The 14,442-nt window shown below is 63.3% G+C and carries 14 protein-coding genes and 2 pseudogenes; 7 read left to right on the top strand and 9 right to left on the bottom strand.

Annotation, left to right across the window (positions count from 1 at the left end; all coding sequences use genetic code 11):
- Positions 1-4 precede the first annotated feature (4 nt).
- The 6 genes from R3D65_RS13350 to R3D65_RS13325 form a co-directional block, all read right to left on the bottom strand.
- On the bottom strand, positions 5-217 hold the full coding sequence (locus tag R3D65_RS13350) for a heavy-metal-associated domain-containing protein (RefSeq protein WP_371275739.1): 213 nt from the start codon (positions 215-217) through the stop codon (positions 5-7).
- A gap of 103 nt (positions 218-320) precedes the next feature.
- On the bottom strand, positions 321-635 hold the full coding sequence (locus tag R3D65_RS13345) for an ArsR/SmtB family transcription factor (protein WP_371275738.1): 315 nt from the start codon (positions 633-635) through the stop codon (positions 321-323).
- 251 nt (positions 636-886) lie between these two features.
- Entirely contained in the window at positions 887-1,633 is a 747-nt protein-coding gene (locus R3D65_RS13340; RefSeq protein WP_371275737.1) for a HugZ family protein, read from the bottom strand.
- Between the two features lie 82 nt (positions 1,634-1,715).
- Entirely contained in the window at positions 1,716-2,480 is a 765-nt protein-coding gene (locus R3D65_RS13335; protein WP_371275736.1) for a 3-hydroxyacyl-CoA dehydrogenase, read from the bottom strand.
- Between the two features lie 183 nt (positions 2,481-2,663).
- Positions 2,664-4,211 (bottom strand): alanine/glycine:cation symporter family protein, encoded by a 1,548-nt coding sequence (locus R3D65_RS13330; RefSeq protein ID WP_371275735.1) that lies wholly within the window; start codon positions 4,209-4,211, stop codon positions 2,664-2,666.
- Positions 4,212-4,231: 20 nt separating this feature from the next.
- Positions 4,232-4,666, bottom strand: coding sequence for a universal stress protein (locus tag R3D65_RS13325; RefSeq protein ID WP_371275734.1), 435 nt, complete (start codon positions 4,664-4,666; stop codon positions 4,232-4,234).
- A 149-nt stretch (positions 4,667-4,815) separates the two neighbouring features.
- On the opposite strand from R3D65_RS13325, the gene R3D65_RS13320 reads away from it, so the two are divergent.
- Positions 4,816-5,274 carry an Lrp/AsnC family transcriptional regulator gene (locus tag R3D65_RS13320; protein ID WP_371275733.1) on the top strand — a complete coding sequence of 153 codons (459 nt, stop codon included), beginning with the start codon at positions 4,816-4,818 and terminating at the stop codon, positions 5,272-5,274.
- Here the strand turns inward: R3D65_RS13320 and choV are convergent.
- Genes choV through R3D65_RS13305 form a run of 3 tightly spaced genes read right to left on the bottom strand, consistent with a single transcriptional unit; the run spans position 5,259 to position 8,185 of the window.
- Positions 5,259-6,353 carry a choline ABC transporter ATP-binding protein gene (gene choV, locus R3D65_RS13315; RefSeq protein ID WP_371275732.1) on the bottom strand — a complete coding sequence of 365 codons (1,095 nt, stop codon included), beginning with the start codon at positions 6,351-6,353 and terminating at the stop codon, positions 5,259-5,261. The two genes, R3D65_RS13320 and choV, sit on opposite strands and share 16 nt — an antisense overlap.
- Positions 6,350-7,186, bottom strand: coding sequence for a choline ABC transporter permease subunit (gene choW, locus R3D65_RS13310; RefSeq protein ID WP_371275731.1), 837 nt, complete (start codon positions 7,184-7,186; stop codon positions 6,350-6,352). The genes choV and choW overlap by 4 nt, the downstream gene beginning before the upstream one ends.
- A gap of 60 nt (positions 7,187-7,246) precedes the next feature.
- Positions 7,247-8,185, bottom strand: coding sequence for a choline ABC transporter substrate-binding protein (locus tag R3D65_RS13305; protein WP_371275730.1), 939 nt, complete (start codon positions 8,183-8,185; stop codon positions 7,247-7,249).
- Between the two features lie 154 nt (positions 8,186-8,339).
- On the opposite strand from R3D65_RS13305, the gene betI reads away from it, so the two are divergent.
- From betI to R3D65_RS13275, 6 genes and pseudogenes are all read left to right on the top strand, one after another.
- Positions 8,340-8,918 carry a transcriptional regulator BetI gene (gene betI, locus R3D65_RS13300; RefSeq protein WP_371275729.1) on the top strand — a complete coding sequence of 193 codons (579 nt, stop codon included), beginning with the start codon at positions 8,340-8,342 and terminating at the stop codon, positions 8,916-8,918.
- Positions 8,919-8,929: 11 nt separating this feature from the next.
- Entirely contained in the window at positions 8,930-9,547 is a 618-nt protein-coding gene (locus R3D65_RS13295) for a thymidine kinase (RefSeq protein WP_371275728.1), read from the top strand.
- A 139-nt stretch (positions 9,548-9,686) separates the two neighbouring features.
- Entirely contained in the window at positions 9,687-10,070 is a 384-nt protein-coding gene (locus R3D65_RS13290) for a cytochrome c family protein (protein WP_371275727.1), read from the top strand.
- Positions 10,071-10,221: 151 nt separating this feature from the next.
- Positions 10,222-11,313: a hypothetical protein gene (locus R3D65_RS13285; protein WP_371275726.1), complete on the top strand. Its 1,092-nt coding sequence runs from the start codon at positions 10,222-10,224 to the stop codon at positions 11,311-11,313.
- A 22-nt stretch (positions 11,314-11,335) separates the two neighbouring features.
- Positions 11,336-12,482: pseudogene (locus R3D65_RS13280) on the top strand (hypothetical protein).
- A gap of 30 nt (positions 12,483-12,512) precedes the next feature.
- Positions 12,513-14,439: pseudogene (locus R3D65_RS13275) on the top strand (AAA family ATPase).
- Positions 14,440-14,442: the final 3 nt, after the last annotated feature.

Below are 14,442 nucleotides of genomic sequence, written 5' to 3'. Positions count from 1 at the left end.
GGGATCAGGCGTCCTGCGCCAGGCTGGCATCGAATCCTGCGTCCTCCACCGCGCCGACAAGCGCTTCAGGCGCCGCCCCTTCGTGGGCAATCCGTGCCTGCCCCGTTTCCAGGTTCACGTCTACCGACCGGACGAGCGGAACGGATGACAGCGCGTTCGTGACGGACTTGACGCAGCCGCCGCAATGCATGCCTTCGATGGTGAGATTTGTTTCCATTGCCGGGTCTCCTGTAGATGTCAGGAGACCCATATGGCGCTTCCAGTGGCTGGAAGGTCAAGGCCGGTCATGTGCGTTTGACCGGCCTTTTTCTTGTTGTCGTTCAGTGAGCCACGTGCAGAGCCGCGGTTCGACCACGGGAATCGTGTCCCCGTTCATCTTCCAGCAGACCGAGGAGACGAGGCGCGAGGCGGCACGCAAGACGGTAGTAGATCGTCTGGCCGTCGCGACGCGTGGCCACGAGGCCCTGTGCCCTGAGCTTGGCAAGATGCTGCGAGAGCGCGGACTGGCTCAGGTTTACCCGCTCGGCCAGAGCACCGACAGAAAATTCGGTGCCATCGAGCAGGCAAACGATTTCAATTCGCTTCGCATTCGCAAGAACGGTGAGATAGGCCGCAGTTTCCTCGGCCTTGTTCATAACTGTTTTTAGTGACATTGCCCCGGTACCACCCTTTCCTAGAAAGGCATATTGATGTTTGGAACCCCGGGGGCAAGGGTTCCGGCTCGCACACGAAAATTAGACAACACGAACGAAGCCGTTTTCGCAAGAGAAAAAACAGAAATTCGTTTCGCAGACTGCAACATTCTTTCCAAGTTATTGAATTTACATCTTTCCGTGCAATTCAGAAAAAATGCAATCCTTGTGCATGTTTGTGGTGGAGGGCCGAATCAGGGCTTCGCCGCGGCCCGTTCAACCAATGCCGCGACCTGATCCGGTTGCGTCGCCGGGGCGATGAAATCGAGGCGCGCAGCGAGAGGCCCGAGCACGATGTCAATGCCGGCGGGGTCCACGCCTGCGGCCTTGACCGGGTGGCCGTCCAGCCGGGCTGAGCGGGCCGCCTGCGTGAGGGCGTGAAGGCCTTGCCCGTTCAGCCATTCGAGCAGACCGGCTTGCGCCGCGGCGAAACGGGCCGAGGCTTCGCGGTCGCAAAGCAGGTCTCTGGCTGTCAGCCGCCAGGCGCGTCCGAACCCGCCGTTCAGGCTGGCTGTCCGTGGCGCCAGCGCGTAAAAGGAGAAGTCCCCGAAATCGACATAGAGGGCTGCCTTCGGGTTGGCGGCGAGATAGCGTATGCGCGCTTCATCGGCAGCCGCGCCCGGGCTGTCCAGTTTGCGGGCATGGCAGGCCATCGTCATGCGGGGATGGGCCAGCGGATCGCCCTTGCCGGGTTCGCCGATGAGCAGGGAACAGCGCGGGTCGGCGGCAAGACCGGCAGTATGCCCGGCCAGGGAAGAGACCAGGATGAGCGGCGTGCCGTCGACCATGGTCGCCAGCCCCACGCGGCTGACATGCGGGCCGCCCGTATCGGGATCGACCACGCCAAGGGCGCCATGGCGCGCGGCTCTCATCAGGCGCCGGGCCAGGGCGCGCGCCTCGTCATCGGCCGGCCGGACCGGATCGCTGCGCTTTTCCGTCATCTGTCCATTCCTGCCCGCAGGGCGTTTGCCGGGCCGTGCGGGCAGAACCTTGCCAGTGCATCCCGTTTCCGGGAAGCGGTTGTCAGCGCGGCGCCATGCGAATAGCGCCGTCGAGGCGGATCGTTTCGCCGTTCAGCATCTGGTTGCCGACGATATGCACGGCCAGCGCCGCGTATTCGGCCGGATCGCCAAGGCGTGGCGGGAAGGGAACCTGCTGGCCGAGCGAGGCCTGCGCATCTTCCGGCAGGCCGGCCATCATGGGTGTCTTGAACAGGCCGGGCGCGATGGTCATCACGCGAATCCCCGATCGGGCAAGGTCGCGGGCAATGGGCAGGGTCATGCCGACAACGCCGCCCTTCGACGCGGAATAGGAGACCTGTCCGATCTGGCCATCGAAGGCGGCCACGGATGCGGTGTTGATGATGACGCCGCGCTCTCCGCCGTCCAGCGGTTCCATGTCCTGGCATTTCTCCGCCATCAGGCGGATCATGTTGAAGGAGCCGACCAGGTTCACGTTCACGGTGCGCTGGAAGACCTCCAGATTGAGGGCACCTTCCTTGCCGACCGTCTTGCCGACGGTTCCGATGCCGGCACAATTGACCAGGATGCGCGGCCAGTCGCCGAGCTTCTCCCTGATTTCAGCCATGGCGGCGACGCCGCTCTCGGCGCTGGAGACATCGCAGCGGATGGCCGCACCGCCAATGTCGGCGGCAACAGCCTCCGCGCCCTTCATGTTGACGTCGAGGCAGGCGACCTTCGCCCCGTTTGCGGCCAGCGCGCGGGCGGTCGCTTCGCCCAGTCCCGAGCCTCCGCCGGTCACCGCGGCCACAAGTCCGTTGATCTGCATTGTGTTTCCTCCAAAGGCGAGCAGAGATCGTTATAAGGTGTAACAATCGGGATTGTAGGACGGACGCGCCTGCCGTTGCAATGGCAAAGCCAAAGGGCAGGGGCATGGCGCCACGGTTTGCGTGCCCGGAACATGCAGGCGGGCGGCACAGGCCGCCCGCCGCGTGTCATGCTGCGCGTCCGCTCAATGGGCGAACTTGCGGATCTCGCCCGATTTCAGGCGCGACAGGTAGCTGTCCAGTTCACGCTTGACGATCGGCATCAGCAGGTAGAGCGCAATCACGTTGACCACGGCCATGGCGAAAATGGCTGCATCGGAGAAGTCGATGACGGGGCCGAGATTGGCGGAGGCGCCGATGACGACAAAGATGCAGAAGATCACCTTGAAGGCCAGTTCCTTGGACCGCCCCTCGCCAAACAGGTAGGTCCAGGCCTTCAGTCCGTAATAGGACCAGGAGATCATGGTGGAGAAGGCAAACAGGATCACCGCCAGGGCCAGAACGTAGCTGAACCAGCCGAAGGCCGAGGAGAAGGCCGCGGATGTCAGGGCCACGCCGGTGTTGCCGTCGATGGTCTGGATGGCCGAGCCGCTCTCGTTGAGCATGTAGAGGCCGGTTTCCGCGTCGGCGACCAGTTGCCCGGTGATGATGATGACGAGCGCCGTCATGGTGCAGATGACCACGGTGTCGATGAAGGGTTCGAGCAGGGAGACGAAGCCCTCGGTGATCGGCTCCTTGGTGCGCACCGCCGAATGGGCGATGGCCGCGGATCCGACGCCGGCTTCGTTGGAGAAGGCGGCGCGCTTGAAGCCCTGGATGAGGGCGCCGACCATGCCGCCCGCCACGCCGAGACCCGTGAAGGCGCCTTCGAAGATCTGTCCGAAGGCCCAGCCGATCCTGTCGGCATTCATCAGGATGATGATCACGGCTGCGGCGACATACATGATGCCCATGAAGGGAACCACCTTCTCGGTGACGCGGGCGATGGACTGGAGGCCGCCGACGATCACGGCGAAGACGATGCCGGCGAAGATGACACCGGTGATCCAGCCGGGGTAGTCGCCGATGACATTGGACAATTGTGCATGGGCCTGGTTGGCCTGGAACATGTTGCCGCCACCCAGCGCGCCGAGGATGCAGAAGATGGAGAACAGGACGGCGAGTGCCTTGCCGCCCGGCAGGCCCCGCTCTGCAAAGCCTTTCGTCATGTAGTACATCGGTCCGCCGGAGACGGTGCCGTTCGGATACTCGTTGCGGTATTTGACGCCCAGCGTGCACTCGGTGAACTTCGAGGCCATGCCCATGAGGCCGGCAAGGATCATCCAGAATGTGGCGCCCGGTCCGCCAATGCCGATGGCAACGGCCACGCCGGCGATATTGCCGAGGCCGACCGTGCCCGAAAGGGCTGTGGCGAGCGCCTGGAAGTGCGAGACCTCACCGGCGTCGTTCGGATCGGAATAGTCGCCCTTCACCAGCGCGATGGAGTGGGGAAAGGCGCGGAACTGGATCAGCCCGAAATAGATGGTGAAGACCGTGGCGGCGATGACCAGCCAGGCGACGATCCACGGGAATGACGTGCCCGGCAGGGGGCTGAAGATAAAGCTCACGAACCAGCCGGTGGCGCTCGAAAAGACCGCATTGACGGTCTCGTCGACAGACTGTGCGTGAGCCGGAATTGTGGACATGGACAAGGTGATGGCGGCCGCGGCCGCCGCAGGAGAAAAGCGTTTCATGATCTGGTATCCGCGTCGTGTCAGGGAACGATGGTGCAGGGCACCGGCGCGCTTTGGGCGAGACTGCCTGCCACGGACCCGAAGATCCGCGAGGAAAGCTCGCTGTTGCCGCTGCGGCCGATGAAGATCTGGCTCGCCTCGCGGTCGCGGATGATGGCCGTCAGCGTGTCGGCGACGTGTCCGTAGCGGATGACGCCTTCGGTTTCGATGCCGAGGCCGCGTACCTCGGCGATGACCGGATCGAGGATCGCCTCCTGCGCCCTGGCCAGTTCCTCCTTGCGGCGCATGTGCCGCTCTTCCAGTTCGGTGGGCGTGAGGAACGAGTAGGGGGACCATTCGAGCACATGCGCGACGATGATCCTGGCGCCCTGTGCCCTGGCCTTGCCTATGGCAAAATCGAGTGCGCGCCGCGCTGGCGCGCTGCCGTCATAGCCGACGACGAAACGTTCAGACATGCTGACCTCCCTGGTTGAAAATCCGGCTCCTCCAAGCCGTGGAAGAATTGTGCCGAATGTTGAGGGTGAAAGGTTCCCTTATTTTCTTGCGTATCGGGAAATTTTCGGAAAAATGACTCTTGTAAAAGTAATAATCGGGAAAATTTTTCATGGATGAGTTTGATCAGAAGATACTTTCTTGCTTGCAGGATGACGGGCAGATGTCGATGGCGCGGCTCTCCGAAGCCGTCGGCCTGTCCTTGTCGGCCTGTCACCGGCGGGTGCGCGCGATGGAGGCGAAGGGCATCATTGCCTATTACGCGGCGCGGCTGGACCGACGGAAAGTGGGGCTGGAAATCCAGGTGTTCATAGAGGTCAAGCTGGTGAGCCAGCGCAAGGCCGACATCCACGCTTTCGAGGAGGCGATCAAGCGGATGCCGGAAATCCTGGAATGCCACCTGATATCGGGCGAGTCCGATTACCTGGTGCGCGTGGCGGCGCGCAACACGTCGGAATACGAGTCGCTCTATCGCAACCGGCTGTCGGAAATCCCGTCGGTTTCCCAGATGAAGACCCATCTGAGCCTGTCGACCGTCAAGGAGTTCCGCGGCTTCTATCTGGGACGGTGAGGCGCGGCCGGCGCGCCGTTCTGGCTGGCACTGTCCGATCGCTGGTAGCGGGCGATGGCGGAGACGATGGCCTCGGCGTCGACCTCGCCGATGATCTTGCCGCGTTCGACGACGCCGAACGTGCCGCGACGGTGGGCTGCCAGGTCGATCAGGTCGCGCAGCCCGGTATCGGCGGTCACCGTTCCGGCCGCCGACTGGCCGGACCGGCTGACGCCGGGACGCATGACGTCGCGGGCGCGCAGCACCGAGACCGGGTTCATGTGGGCGACGAAGTCCGAAACGTAGTCATTGGCCGGCTGCAACAGGATTTCCTGCGGTGTGCCGCACTGGATGATGCGCCCGCCCTCCATGATGGCGATGCGGCTGCCGATCTTCATGGCCTCGTCGAGATCATGGCTGACGAAGACGATGGTCTTTCTCAGCCGGCCCTGAAGGTCGAGCAGTTCGTCCTGAAGGCGGTTACGGATCAGCGGATCGAGCGCGGAGAAGGGCTCGTCCATCAGCAGGATGGGCGCGCCGGTGGCGAAGGCGCGGGCCAGGCCCACGCGCTGCTGCATGCCGCCCGACAATTCCTCGACGCGGCGGTCGGCCCATGCGGACAGGCCGACGAGTTCGAGCTGTTCGCGCACCATGGCCTCGCGCTCTGCCTTTGCCAGTCCGGACAGTTCAAGGCCAAGTCCGACATTGGCAGCCACGCTGCGCCAGGGCAAAAGGCCGAATTGCTGGAACACCATGGAAACGTGGCTGGAGCGGATCTCGCGCAGGCTCCTTTCGCCTGCCGCGCGCACCTGTCTCGGCTCGCCGCCGCACCAGATCGTCACCTCGCCGCGGGTGATGGGGTTGAGCCGGTTGATGGCGCGCAGCAGCGTTGACTTTCCCGAACCGGAAAGACCCATGAGGACGAGGATTTCGCCCTCGGCAATGTCGAGGGAACAGTCATGCACGCCGAGCACCTGGCCGGTGCGTTGCTGAATGTCGGCCCGGCTCATGCCCTGATCGGCCAGGCTCAGGGCCTGATCGGGCTTGTCCCCGAACATGATGCAGACGTTTTCGATGCGGATGGCTGGATGATCGCTCATTTCTCTCGCCCGGCGCGGAACATGCGGTCGAGCAGGATGGCGACCACGACAATGACGAAACCGGCCTCGAAGCCGAGCGCGGTGTTCACGGTGTTGAGGGCGCGCACCACGGGCACACCGAGACCGTCGGCGCCGACCAGGGCGGCGATGACGACCATGGACAGCGACAGCATGATCGTCTGGGTGAGACCTGCCATGATCTGGGGCGCCGCCCAGGGCAGTTCGATCTTCCAGAGAAGCTGCCGGCGCGAGGCGCCGAAGGCGAGGCCTGCCTCCAGAAGTTGCGGTGGCGTGGACGACACGCCCAGATGGGTGAGGCGGATCGGCGCGGGCAGGACGAATATGGCTGTCGCGATGAGGCCCGGCACCATGCCTATGCCGAAAAAGACGATGGCGGGAATGAGATAGACGAAGGTCGGCAGGGTCTGCATCAGGTCCAGCAGCGGGCGCAGCGCGGCGTAGAGCCGTGGCCGGTGGGCGGCGGCAATACCGATCGGAACACCCAGTCCCATGCACAGGATGCACGACGAGATCACGAGCGTGAGCGTTTCGAGGGTCTCGTCCCAGTAGCCCTGGTTGATGATGAAGAGAAAACCCGCCGCCGTCAGCGCGGCCACGGAAAAGGAGCGGCGCAGGGCATAGGCAAGCGCGGCGAAAAGCAGCGTGACAACGAGCGGATGTGGCCAGGACATGACGCCCAGCAGCGCGTCGATCAGGAACTCCATGATCTGCGCGAACCCGTCGAAGAACCAGCCGAGGTGATCGGTCATCCAGTCGACGACCGTGCGGGCGGTGCGGCCGACCGGAATCTTGTTGTCGGTCAGGAATTCCATGCGACCCCTTGCCCCGGGACAGAAGAAACGGGCCCGGCGCCGGCCGGGCCCCGTGAGCGATTACAGGCCGAGCGCATCCTTCACAGCGGCTTCGGCATCGCCGCCGTCCTTCGTGGTGACGCCGTCCAGCCAGCCCATGACCGTATCCGGGTTGGCCTTCATCCAGCTCGTTGCCGCAGCGGCCGGATCCTTGCCCTCGTCGAGGATGGCGCCCATGATCTGGTTCTCCATCGCAAGCGAGAACTTCAGGTTCTTGAGCAACTGGCCGACATTGGGGCATTCATCGACATAGCCGGCGCGGGTATTGGTATAGACCGTGGCGCCACCGAGATCGGGGCCGAAGAAATCGTCGCCGCCGGTCAGGTATGTCATCTCGTAATTGGCGTTCATCGGATGGGGTTCCCAGCCGAGGAAGACGATGGGCTCATCGCGCTTGGTCGCGCGGCCGACCTGGGCCAGCATGCCCTGTTCGGAAGATTCCACCACTTCGAAGCCCGACAGGCCGAAGGCGTCCTTTTCGATCATGTCGAGGATGAGCCTGTTGCCGTCATTGCCCGGCTCGATGCCGTAGATCTTGCCGTCGAGCGCGTCCTTGTTCTTGGCGATGTCGGCGAAATCCTTGATGCCGAGGCCGGCGCCGGCCTTGTTGGTGGCGAGCGTGTATTTCGCCCCTTCAAGGTTTTCGCGCACCGTGTCGACGCTGCCTTCCTCGCGATAGGCCTTGATGTCGCCTTCCATGGTGGGCATCCAGTTGCCAAGGAAAACGTCGATGTCCTTGTTCTTCATGGATGCGTAGGTGACCGGCACGGACAGGACCTTGATATCCGGTTCGTAGCCCAGCGCCCTGAGCACTTCCGTTGTGGCGGCGGTGGTCGCCGTGATGTCCGTCCAGCCGACATCGGAGAAGCGCACGGTGGCGCAGCTTTCCGGCTCGGCGGCAAGGGCAGGGGCTGTGGCGGCGCTGGCAGCAAAAAGTGCCGCGGCGAGGATCATTCGCATGAAGGCTCTCCCATTTCCTGTTCATTGATGACGCGCACTATTACAGAAGCGCGCGCGCCCGGTTAAGTTTTTTCCAAGACCGCCACATTCGTGCGCGATTTGCAAGGCTTTGTTGAACCGCTGTTCAACGAAGCGCCAGGGAAGGACACATGACATGCCCAAGGTCGGCATGGAGCCCATCCGCCGAAAGAGCCTCATCGAGGCAGCCATCGCAGCCATTCACGACAAGGGCTCGCTCGACGTCACCATCAGCCAGATCGCGCGTCATGCCGGGGTCAGCCAGGGGCTGGCGCATCACTATTTCGGTTCCAAGGAAGCGCTGCTGCTGGCGGCCATGCGGCATCTGCTCTCCGACTACGGAGCGGCAGTGCGCCAGGCGCTGGCGGTGGCGGCAAGCCCGCGGGAGCGGATCTCGGCCATCATCGCGGCGTCGCTGGCGCCGGAGCAGTTCCGGGCCGAAACCGTGTCGGCCTGGCTGGTCTTCTATGTCCACGCGCAGGGATCGGAGCCCGCGCGGCGGCTCCTGTCGGCCTATCACCGGCGGCTTCGCTCCAACCTCATGGCGGCCCTGCGCCCTATCGCTGGCAAGCGGGCGGGCGAGATCGCCGAAGGTGTCTCCGCGATGATCGACGGGCTGTATATCCGCGCCGCGCTCGGTGCCGTGCCGAAAGGTGCTGGCACCGCCCAGGCAATGGTGGAAGCCTATGTGGACGGAATGATCGGAAGCCCATAGAAGCAGGCGCCATGGCCAAACTCTATTTTCACTATTCGGCGATGAATGCCGGCAAGTCGACGCTGCTGCTGCAGGCTGCGCACAATTACCAGGAGCGCGGCATGGAGGTGATGCTGTTCACTGCCAGGCTGGACGACAGGGCCGGTATCGGACGGATCGCATCGCGCATCGGGCTTGCCAAGGATGCCGGGCAGTTCTTCGCGGGCGAGGATCTTTTCGAGCGGGTGCGCCAGCGGCTGGAGGACCACGGCGCGCTGCATTGCGTCTTCGTGGACGAGGCGCAGTTCCTCGACCGGGAGCAGGTCTGGCAACTTGCCCGGGTGGCCGACCAGCTGGACGTGCCGGTGATGGCCTACGGGTTGCGGACGGACTTCCGCGGGGAGCTGTTTCCCGGCTCGCGCGAATTGCTCGCCATCGCAGACGACTTGCGGGAAGTGCGCACGATCTGCCGGTGCGGGCGAAAGGCTTCGATGGTGGTCCGCCTGGGGCCTGACGGAAAGATCGTGCGAGAAGGCGCGCAGGTGGTCATCGGCGGGGAGGAGCGCTACGTTTCGCTGTGCCGCCGCCATTGGGAAGAGGAAATGGGGCGCTGGCAGGCCGAGGACATGATCGGCTTCGCCGGGCGCTAGGCACGCGGTCATCAAGCAGTTTCTTCAATTCTTGCGGGAAAAAACCGCCGATACTGCCAAAATGTCTCATGTCATTGCGGGCCGATTTGTGTATGGTTCCCGCCGAAGGACGACCATTCAATCCCGCAAGGAGGACATCATGAAGTTTCGTACCGCGCTCGGCCTTTCCGTTGTCGCCGCCATGACCGCGCTGGCTGTCCCGGCCCATGCCGAAGGTGACGCCAAGGCCGGCAAGAAGGTGTTCAACAAGTGCCGCGCCTGCCATGACGTCAAGGGCAAGAACAAGGTCGGCCCGCATCTCGATGGCGTTATCGGGCGGACTGCCGGAACGGTGGAAGGCTTCAAGTATTCCGACAGCATGAAGGCGAAGGGCGAGGAAGGTCTCGTCTGGAACGAGGAGACCATCGCGGCCTACATGAAGGACCCGAAGGACTACGTGCCGAACAACAAGATGGCGTTTGCCGGCCTCAAGAAGGACGAAGACATCGCCAACCTGATCGCCTACCTCGAAGACCCGAACTGATCCGGTTCATGTGCATGTGACGACGATCACGGGCGGGGCGTTCAGCCCCGCCTTTTCTTTTGCGTTCACATTGCGGCAGTCTTTCAATCGCAAGGGGCCGTACCTATAGTCAGTTCAATCGCGGCATCTGCCAGGCTTGAGGGGATAGAGAATGGCCCAGCTTCAGAATTTCGATGCGGAGATCGAGCGCACCCGGCAGCAGGTCGAAAGCATGCGCTCCAAGATCGAGCAATCCGGCGTCATCCTGGAAAAATTCGCAACCGCGGATGCCAGGATCGGCGAGGCGGATTTCGATATCGAGAACGCGCGGATCAAGGACGTGATCCAGCAGCAGAAGACGATGGAAGCCAATATCGCCGATCTCATCATCGGGCTGGAGGACGCGACCAATATATTCGGCTCCGAATTCGAGAGCATGAAGAACTATACCGGCTGGGAAAAGTTCATCGGCATCTTCTCCAAGCAGAACATGCAGCGCATGCGCACCGAGCGCGTGCGCAACATGTCGCTGGCCGGAAACCTGCAGGAACTTCTCTCCAAGTCGGATACGATCGTCGGCATCCTCAAGAACCAGAAGCAGGTGCTCGACAGCCGATACGATACGTCCGAAGCCAGCCTGAAAAAGGTCCTGGACCGGCGCGGGGATGCAATGGCGCGGCTGGAGGAAACCCAGAAGCGGATCATGGAACTCAACCCCATGCTGCTTGACGTGGAAAACCGCATTGCGGCCTCGACCGACCAGAAGACCCGCACGGAACTGGAGAGCGAGCGCTCGCGGCTGGCAACCGAATACAACGAGGCGCAGGCGAAGGAGCAGGAGCTGCTGGCCGAGAGCCAGACGCTGGAGCGCTACACCTCGATGTTCCAGACCTTCGTCGATTCGCTCAACAACCAGAAGGCCGCGCAGCAGACGCTGATCAACAAGCTGACCATCGATACCGAACAGCGCATCGTGCTCTACAAGGCGCTGGAGGATTCGCTGAAGACGGCGGCGCAGCAGGACGTCGCGCACAAGATCAACACGCTGGGCAGCCAGGTCGACAATACCGCGGAGGAGACCATGGCCGGCATCGGCGCGGCGGCGCAGAAGCACATCGGCGACCTGCTGGAAATGCATGAGAAGAACATGGTCGTGACCGCCGACATCCAGCGCCGCAAGAAACTGGCCGACGAGGATTTTGCGCGGCGCTTCGAAGAGGTGATGCGCAAGCACAATGCCGCCGACTACGTGAAACAGGGCTGAGCCGGCGAGGATTGCCCAGGCCATGGCCGATCTCGCAGACACGCCCGCCGAACGCTATTTCACCGCCATCCACGCGGCACTGGGGGGACTGGACACGTTCCTGCGCGACGATGCCTCGCCGCTTTACCGGCATGGCATCGTGGCGGAAGTGCTGGTGGAATACCTGGCCCGTCTGGAAGCGTCCTTTTCCTGCTGGCGCAACCGGCTGGGTTTTGCCGACCGGTTCCGGATCAGCCGGGCGGAAAGCGGCTATCCGGTGTTCCAGAACGTTCTGGAACTGGAAAACGACAAGGCGAAGGCGGCCGAGCGCCTGGCCGCCATCCCCCAAGGCGATGAATTGCGCGCCGAGATGGCGGATTTCATCCTGCGCCACAAGGCCATGCCGACGGCCTTGCAGCAGGCCATGGCGGAGCGTCTTTACCTGGAAAGCCTGAAGGACGGGCAGGTGTTTTCGCCGCTGGTGCTGCCGCGCACGGTTCGCGTCTCTGTCAACCCGAAGGCGATGCGGCCCTACTACCTCGTCCACTGGGGGGCGTTCGACGGCACGGCAAACCTGCCGCTGGTCTACATGGCGGCGGTGGAGGACAGTTCGGACGCCATGGTGCGCGATCTGGTAGACCGCAAGGGCAAGCTGCGCAAGGATGTTCCCGTTCCGCTGCCGGTCGAGGGCCTGCTCAACCCGGAACTGGCCCATGCCTTCGACGATTTCTGCGCGCGCAATTCTGCCTATTCGCTGTCTCCGGCAACCATTGCGACCAATCTGGACAAGGATTTCCCCGCGCTGCATCCCAAGCAATTGCGGCGTATCGTGCTGGGACCGTTCTATTCGGCCGGGATCACGGAAAACAATTCCATCGTTTCCGACGTGCTTTCGAAAGTGTTCAGGCCGGGAAAATGCCTGGCTCTTTGACATGGACCGTGCGGGAGGTACAGTCCAAGGCGGAAGTGCCCGGCGCGCGCGGCCTGGTCGTCCACACCGGCGCGGCAGGAATTCCTGATCGACACGGATGACCTGGAGGCGGCGCACCGGCGTCTCGGCCTATGAAAAGCATGCCCTGCTGCCGCACGAGGGCCTACCAGGCGCTCTATGCGGCAGGCGAGGCGCACACGATCTTCGGCGGCTATACCGTGCCTGCATCGCCGGCGGGCGGGTGGTGAGCGATGTTTGAACGCGCGGCCTTGCGCGGAATGCAGGGACACTGCCCATGGATACCGGCCTGACCACGATCCACGAGGACGATGTCGCCAGGCATCTGGCCACGGCGCAGAGCTTCGTCACCCGCATGGTGGTGATGGAGGATGGCGACGGGCGTTCGCCGCGGCGCTGGCGGAGCACAGGCCCGGCGCTTCGTTTCCTACATCGACAGGGGCGGCGCGACGCGCACCCGCGAGGATGAACTGACACCACGATCCAGGCCATCGGCAAGGGCGGGCAACTTTCTGTCCATTCCCGCCGCTACGCTGCTCTTCGGGCGCGGCGGGAGCTCGCCATCGCGCTGGCGTTAGCGTGTTTTCGCGCAGGGATCCGCGCTGGAAAGCCTGCGGAGGCACAAAACCGGCGGGCGCCTCTCGAAGGGGCCGATGCGACCGAGTTCCGGCACCGCCGCGAACGCGCAGGCCTATGTCGCGGCCTTCCGCCTTCGCCTCATACCTGCGGCGCAACTCATCGAAAGCACGGACTGAACCGGCCAATGACGTGGAAGAACCGGATTTCCTGTTCGACTTGGCGCAGGACGCGCTGAAAGCCATGGTTTCGGGCCTCGACCAGGCGATCGCGGGGCGGCTGACGACGCCGTGATGACGGCGCGGGCAAGGGCTTTGCCGCGTGGCGCTGGAGGGCTGATCGCGCACCAAGGAGCCGATTCACCGGCCTTGGCCGCGTTCGAGGACGTGCATCTGCGCATCGAGGCCGCGACGATTTCGCTCAAGCAGCGGCTTCGATGTGCTGCCGGGCACAGCGCAAGCCACTGGTGATGACGTTCAAGAAGCCGAACGAGATCATCGGCAACCACATCGCCAAGTACCAGGCGATGCGGCTGGCCAAGGTGCTGATGGCCTATGATTTCGACCGGCAGATGAACCTTCACATGGTTTTCGGCGGCTTCTGTTCCATTCATCAGCGACGGCGCTGCCGGAGCACCACAGGCAAGACGATCCTGATCCAGACGGCAGCCATGGAGCTCATCAACGACTACGCCCAGGTGGCCGGTTGCCGTTCCATTACGAGAATTTCGGCGTCGACCAGTTTCCTCCTACCAGGGCCGATCCGGCCAGAACTACAGGCCTTCATCGACAACGTGCTCAATCCGCGCTGCATCAGCTTCAGACATTGGACGATATCGACCAGGTCGCGGCGCGCCGTTCAGACGACCGGGCGCAAGCGGGCAGCACGAGATCACCAGGGTGCTCAGCGGGCGCCTTTTGCGCCGGAGCATCGACGGTTGACGCATGGAAACTGCTCGTTGCTGTTTCCAACTATCCGGAAAACGTGGACGATGCGCTGCGCCAGCGCGCCGGCGCCCACGCTGGCTGGTGGATGGACCGCAGACGCTGGAGGATTATGTCGACATCTTCGTGCTCTGGCGGGCAAGAACCACGCGATCCCGCTCGGCGAGCACGACCTGTTTGCCCACCAGCAGGATCACGCGAAGCCGTCGCGGTGGCCTATGAGGAGCATGCAACGCCGAAGAAGGGCCTGCGCAAGGTGCATGACCGCTTCTCAATGACCATGGCGCGCCGAAGACCATGGCCGATATCGGCGCCTACCTGCACATGATCAAGCAGGCGGAGCCGCGCTTCACCGGCCGTGCGATCAAGAACATCACCGATGCCATCAAGATGCGGGCCATGGATATCGACCTGCCGGACGACTGGTTCGAGGCGCCGGAAACCTTCTGCACAAGTCCTACGACGAGAAGAAGGCGATGATCGAGGGTACGCGGGCCCTTCGACCTTGGCCATGGTGATGCAGGAGATCAACGCTATGCCGACAGCGAGTTCCGCTATTCCGACCGGGCCGACGAAGGCGGCGGTGTCACCAGCTCGTGCGCGACCAGAGCTGCGCGAGCGGGCGCGCTGCGCGAGATCGAGGACATGAAGGCACGTGGGGTGTGGGCCGGATCATGAAAC

The sequence above is a fragment of the Zhengella sp. genome, from assembly GCF_041397485.1.
Lineage (GTDB): Bacteria > Pseudomonadota > Alphaproteobacteria > Rhizobiales > Rhizobiaceae > Zhengella.
This window is presented reverse-complemented; position numbering and strand designations above follow the sequence as displayed.

Bases quoted from the DNA above. Each gene is read 5' to 3' on its own strand.
- choV (WP_371275732.1), bottom strand. From the start codon at position 6,353: ATGAGCGATCATCCAGCCATCCGCATCGAAAACGTCTGCATCATGTTC.
- R3D65_RS13335 (WP_371275736.1), bottom strand. From the start codon at position 2,480: ATGCAGATCAACGGACTTGTGGCCGCGGTGACCGGCGGAGGCTCGGGA.
- R3D65_RS13330 (WP_371275735.1), bottom strand. From the start codon at position 4,211: ATGAAACGCTTTTCTCCTGCGGCGGCCGCGGCCGCCATCACCTTGTCC.
- betI (WP_371275729.1), top strand. From the start codon at position 8,340: ATGCCCAAGGTCGGCATGGAGCCCATCCGCCGAAAGAGCCTCATCGAG.
- R3D65_RS13325 (WP_371275734.1), bottom strand. From the start codon at position 4,666: ATGTCTGAACGTTTCGTCGTCGGCTATGACGGCAGCGCGCCAGCGCGG.
- R3D65_RS13340 (WP_371275737.1), bottom strand. From the start codon at position 1,633: ATGACGGAAAAGCGCAGCGATCCGGTCCGGCCGGCCGATGACGAGGCG.
- R3D65_RS13290 (WP_371275727.1), top strand. From the start codon at position 9,687: ATGAAGTTTCGTACCGCGCTCGGCCTTTCCGTTGTCGCCGCCATGACC.
- R3D65_RS13345 (WP_371275738.1), bottom strand. From the start codon at position 635: ATGAACAAGGCCGAGGAAACTGCGGCCTATCTCACCGTTCTTGCGAAT.
- R3D65_RS13285 (WP_371275726.1), top strand. From the start codon at position 10,222: ATGGCCCAGCTTCAGAATTTCGATGCGGAGATCGAGCGCACCCGGCAG.
- R3D65_RS13350 (WP_371275739.1), bottom strand. From the start codon at position 217: ATGGAAACAAATCTCACCATCGAAGGCATGCATTGCGGCGGCTGCGTC.
- choW (WP_371275731.1), bottom strand. From the start codon at position 7,186: ATGGAATTCCTGACCGACAACAAGATTCCGGTCGGCCGCACCGCCCGC.
- R3D65_RS13320 (WP_371275733.1), top strand. From the start codon at position 4,816: ATGGATGAGTTTGATCAGAAGATACTTTCTTGCTTGCAGGATGACGGG.
- R3D65_RS13305 (WP_371275730.1), bottom strand. From the start codon at position 8,185: ATGCGAATGATCCTCGCCGCGGCACTTTTTGCTGCCAGCGCCGCCACA.
- R3D65_RS13295 (WP_371275728.1), top strand. From the start codon at position 8,930: ATGGCCAAACTCTATTTTCACTATTCGGCGATGAATGCCGGCAAGTCG.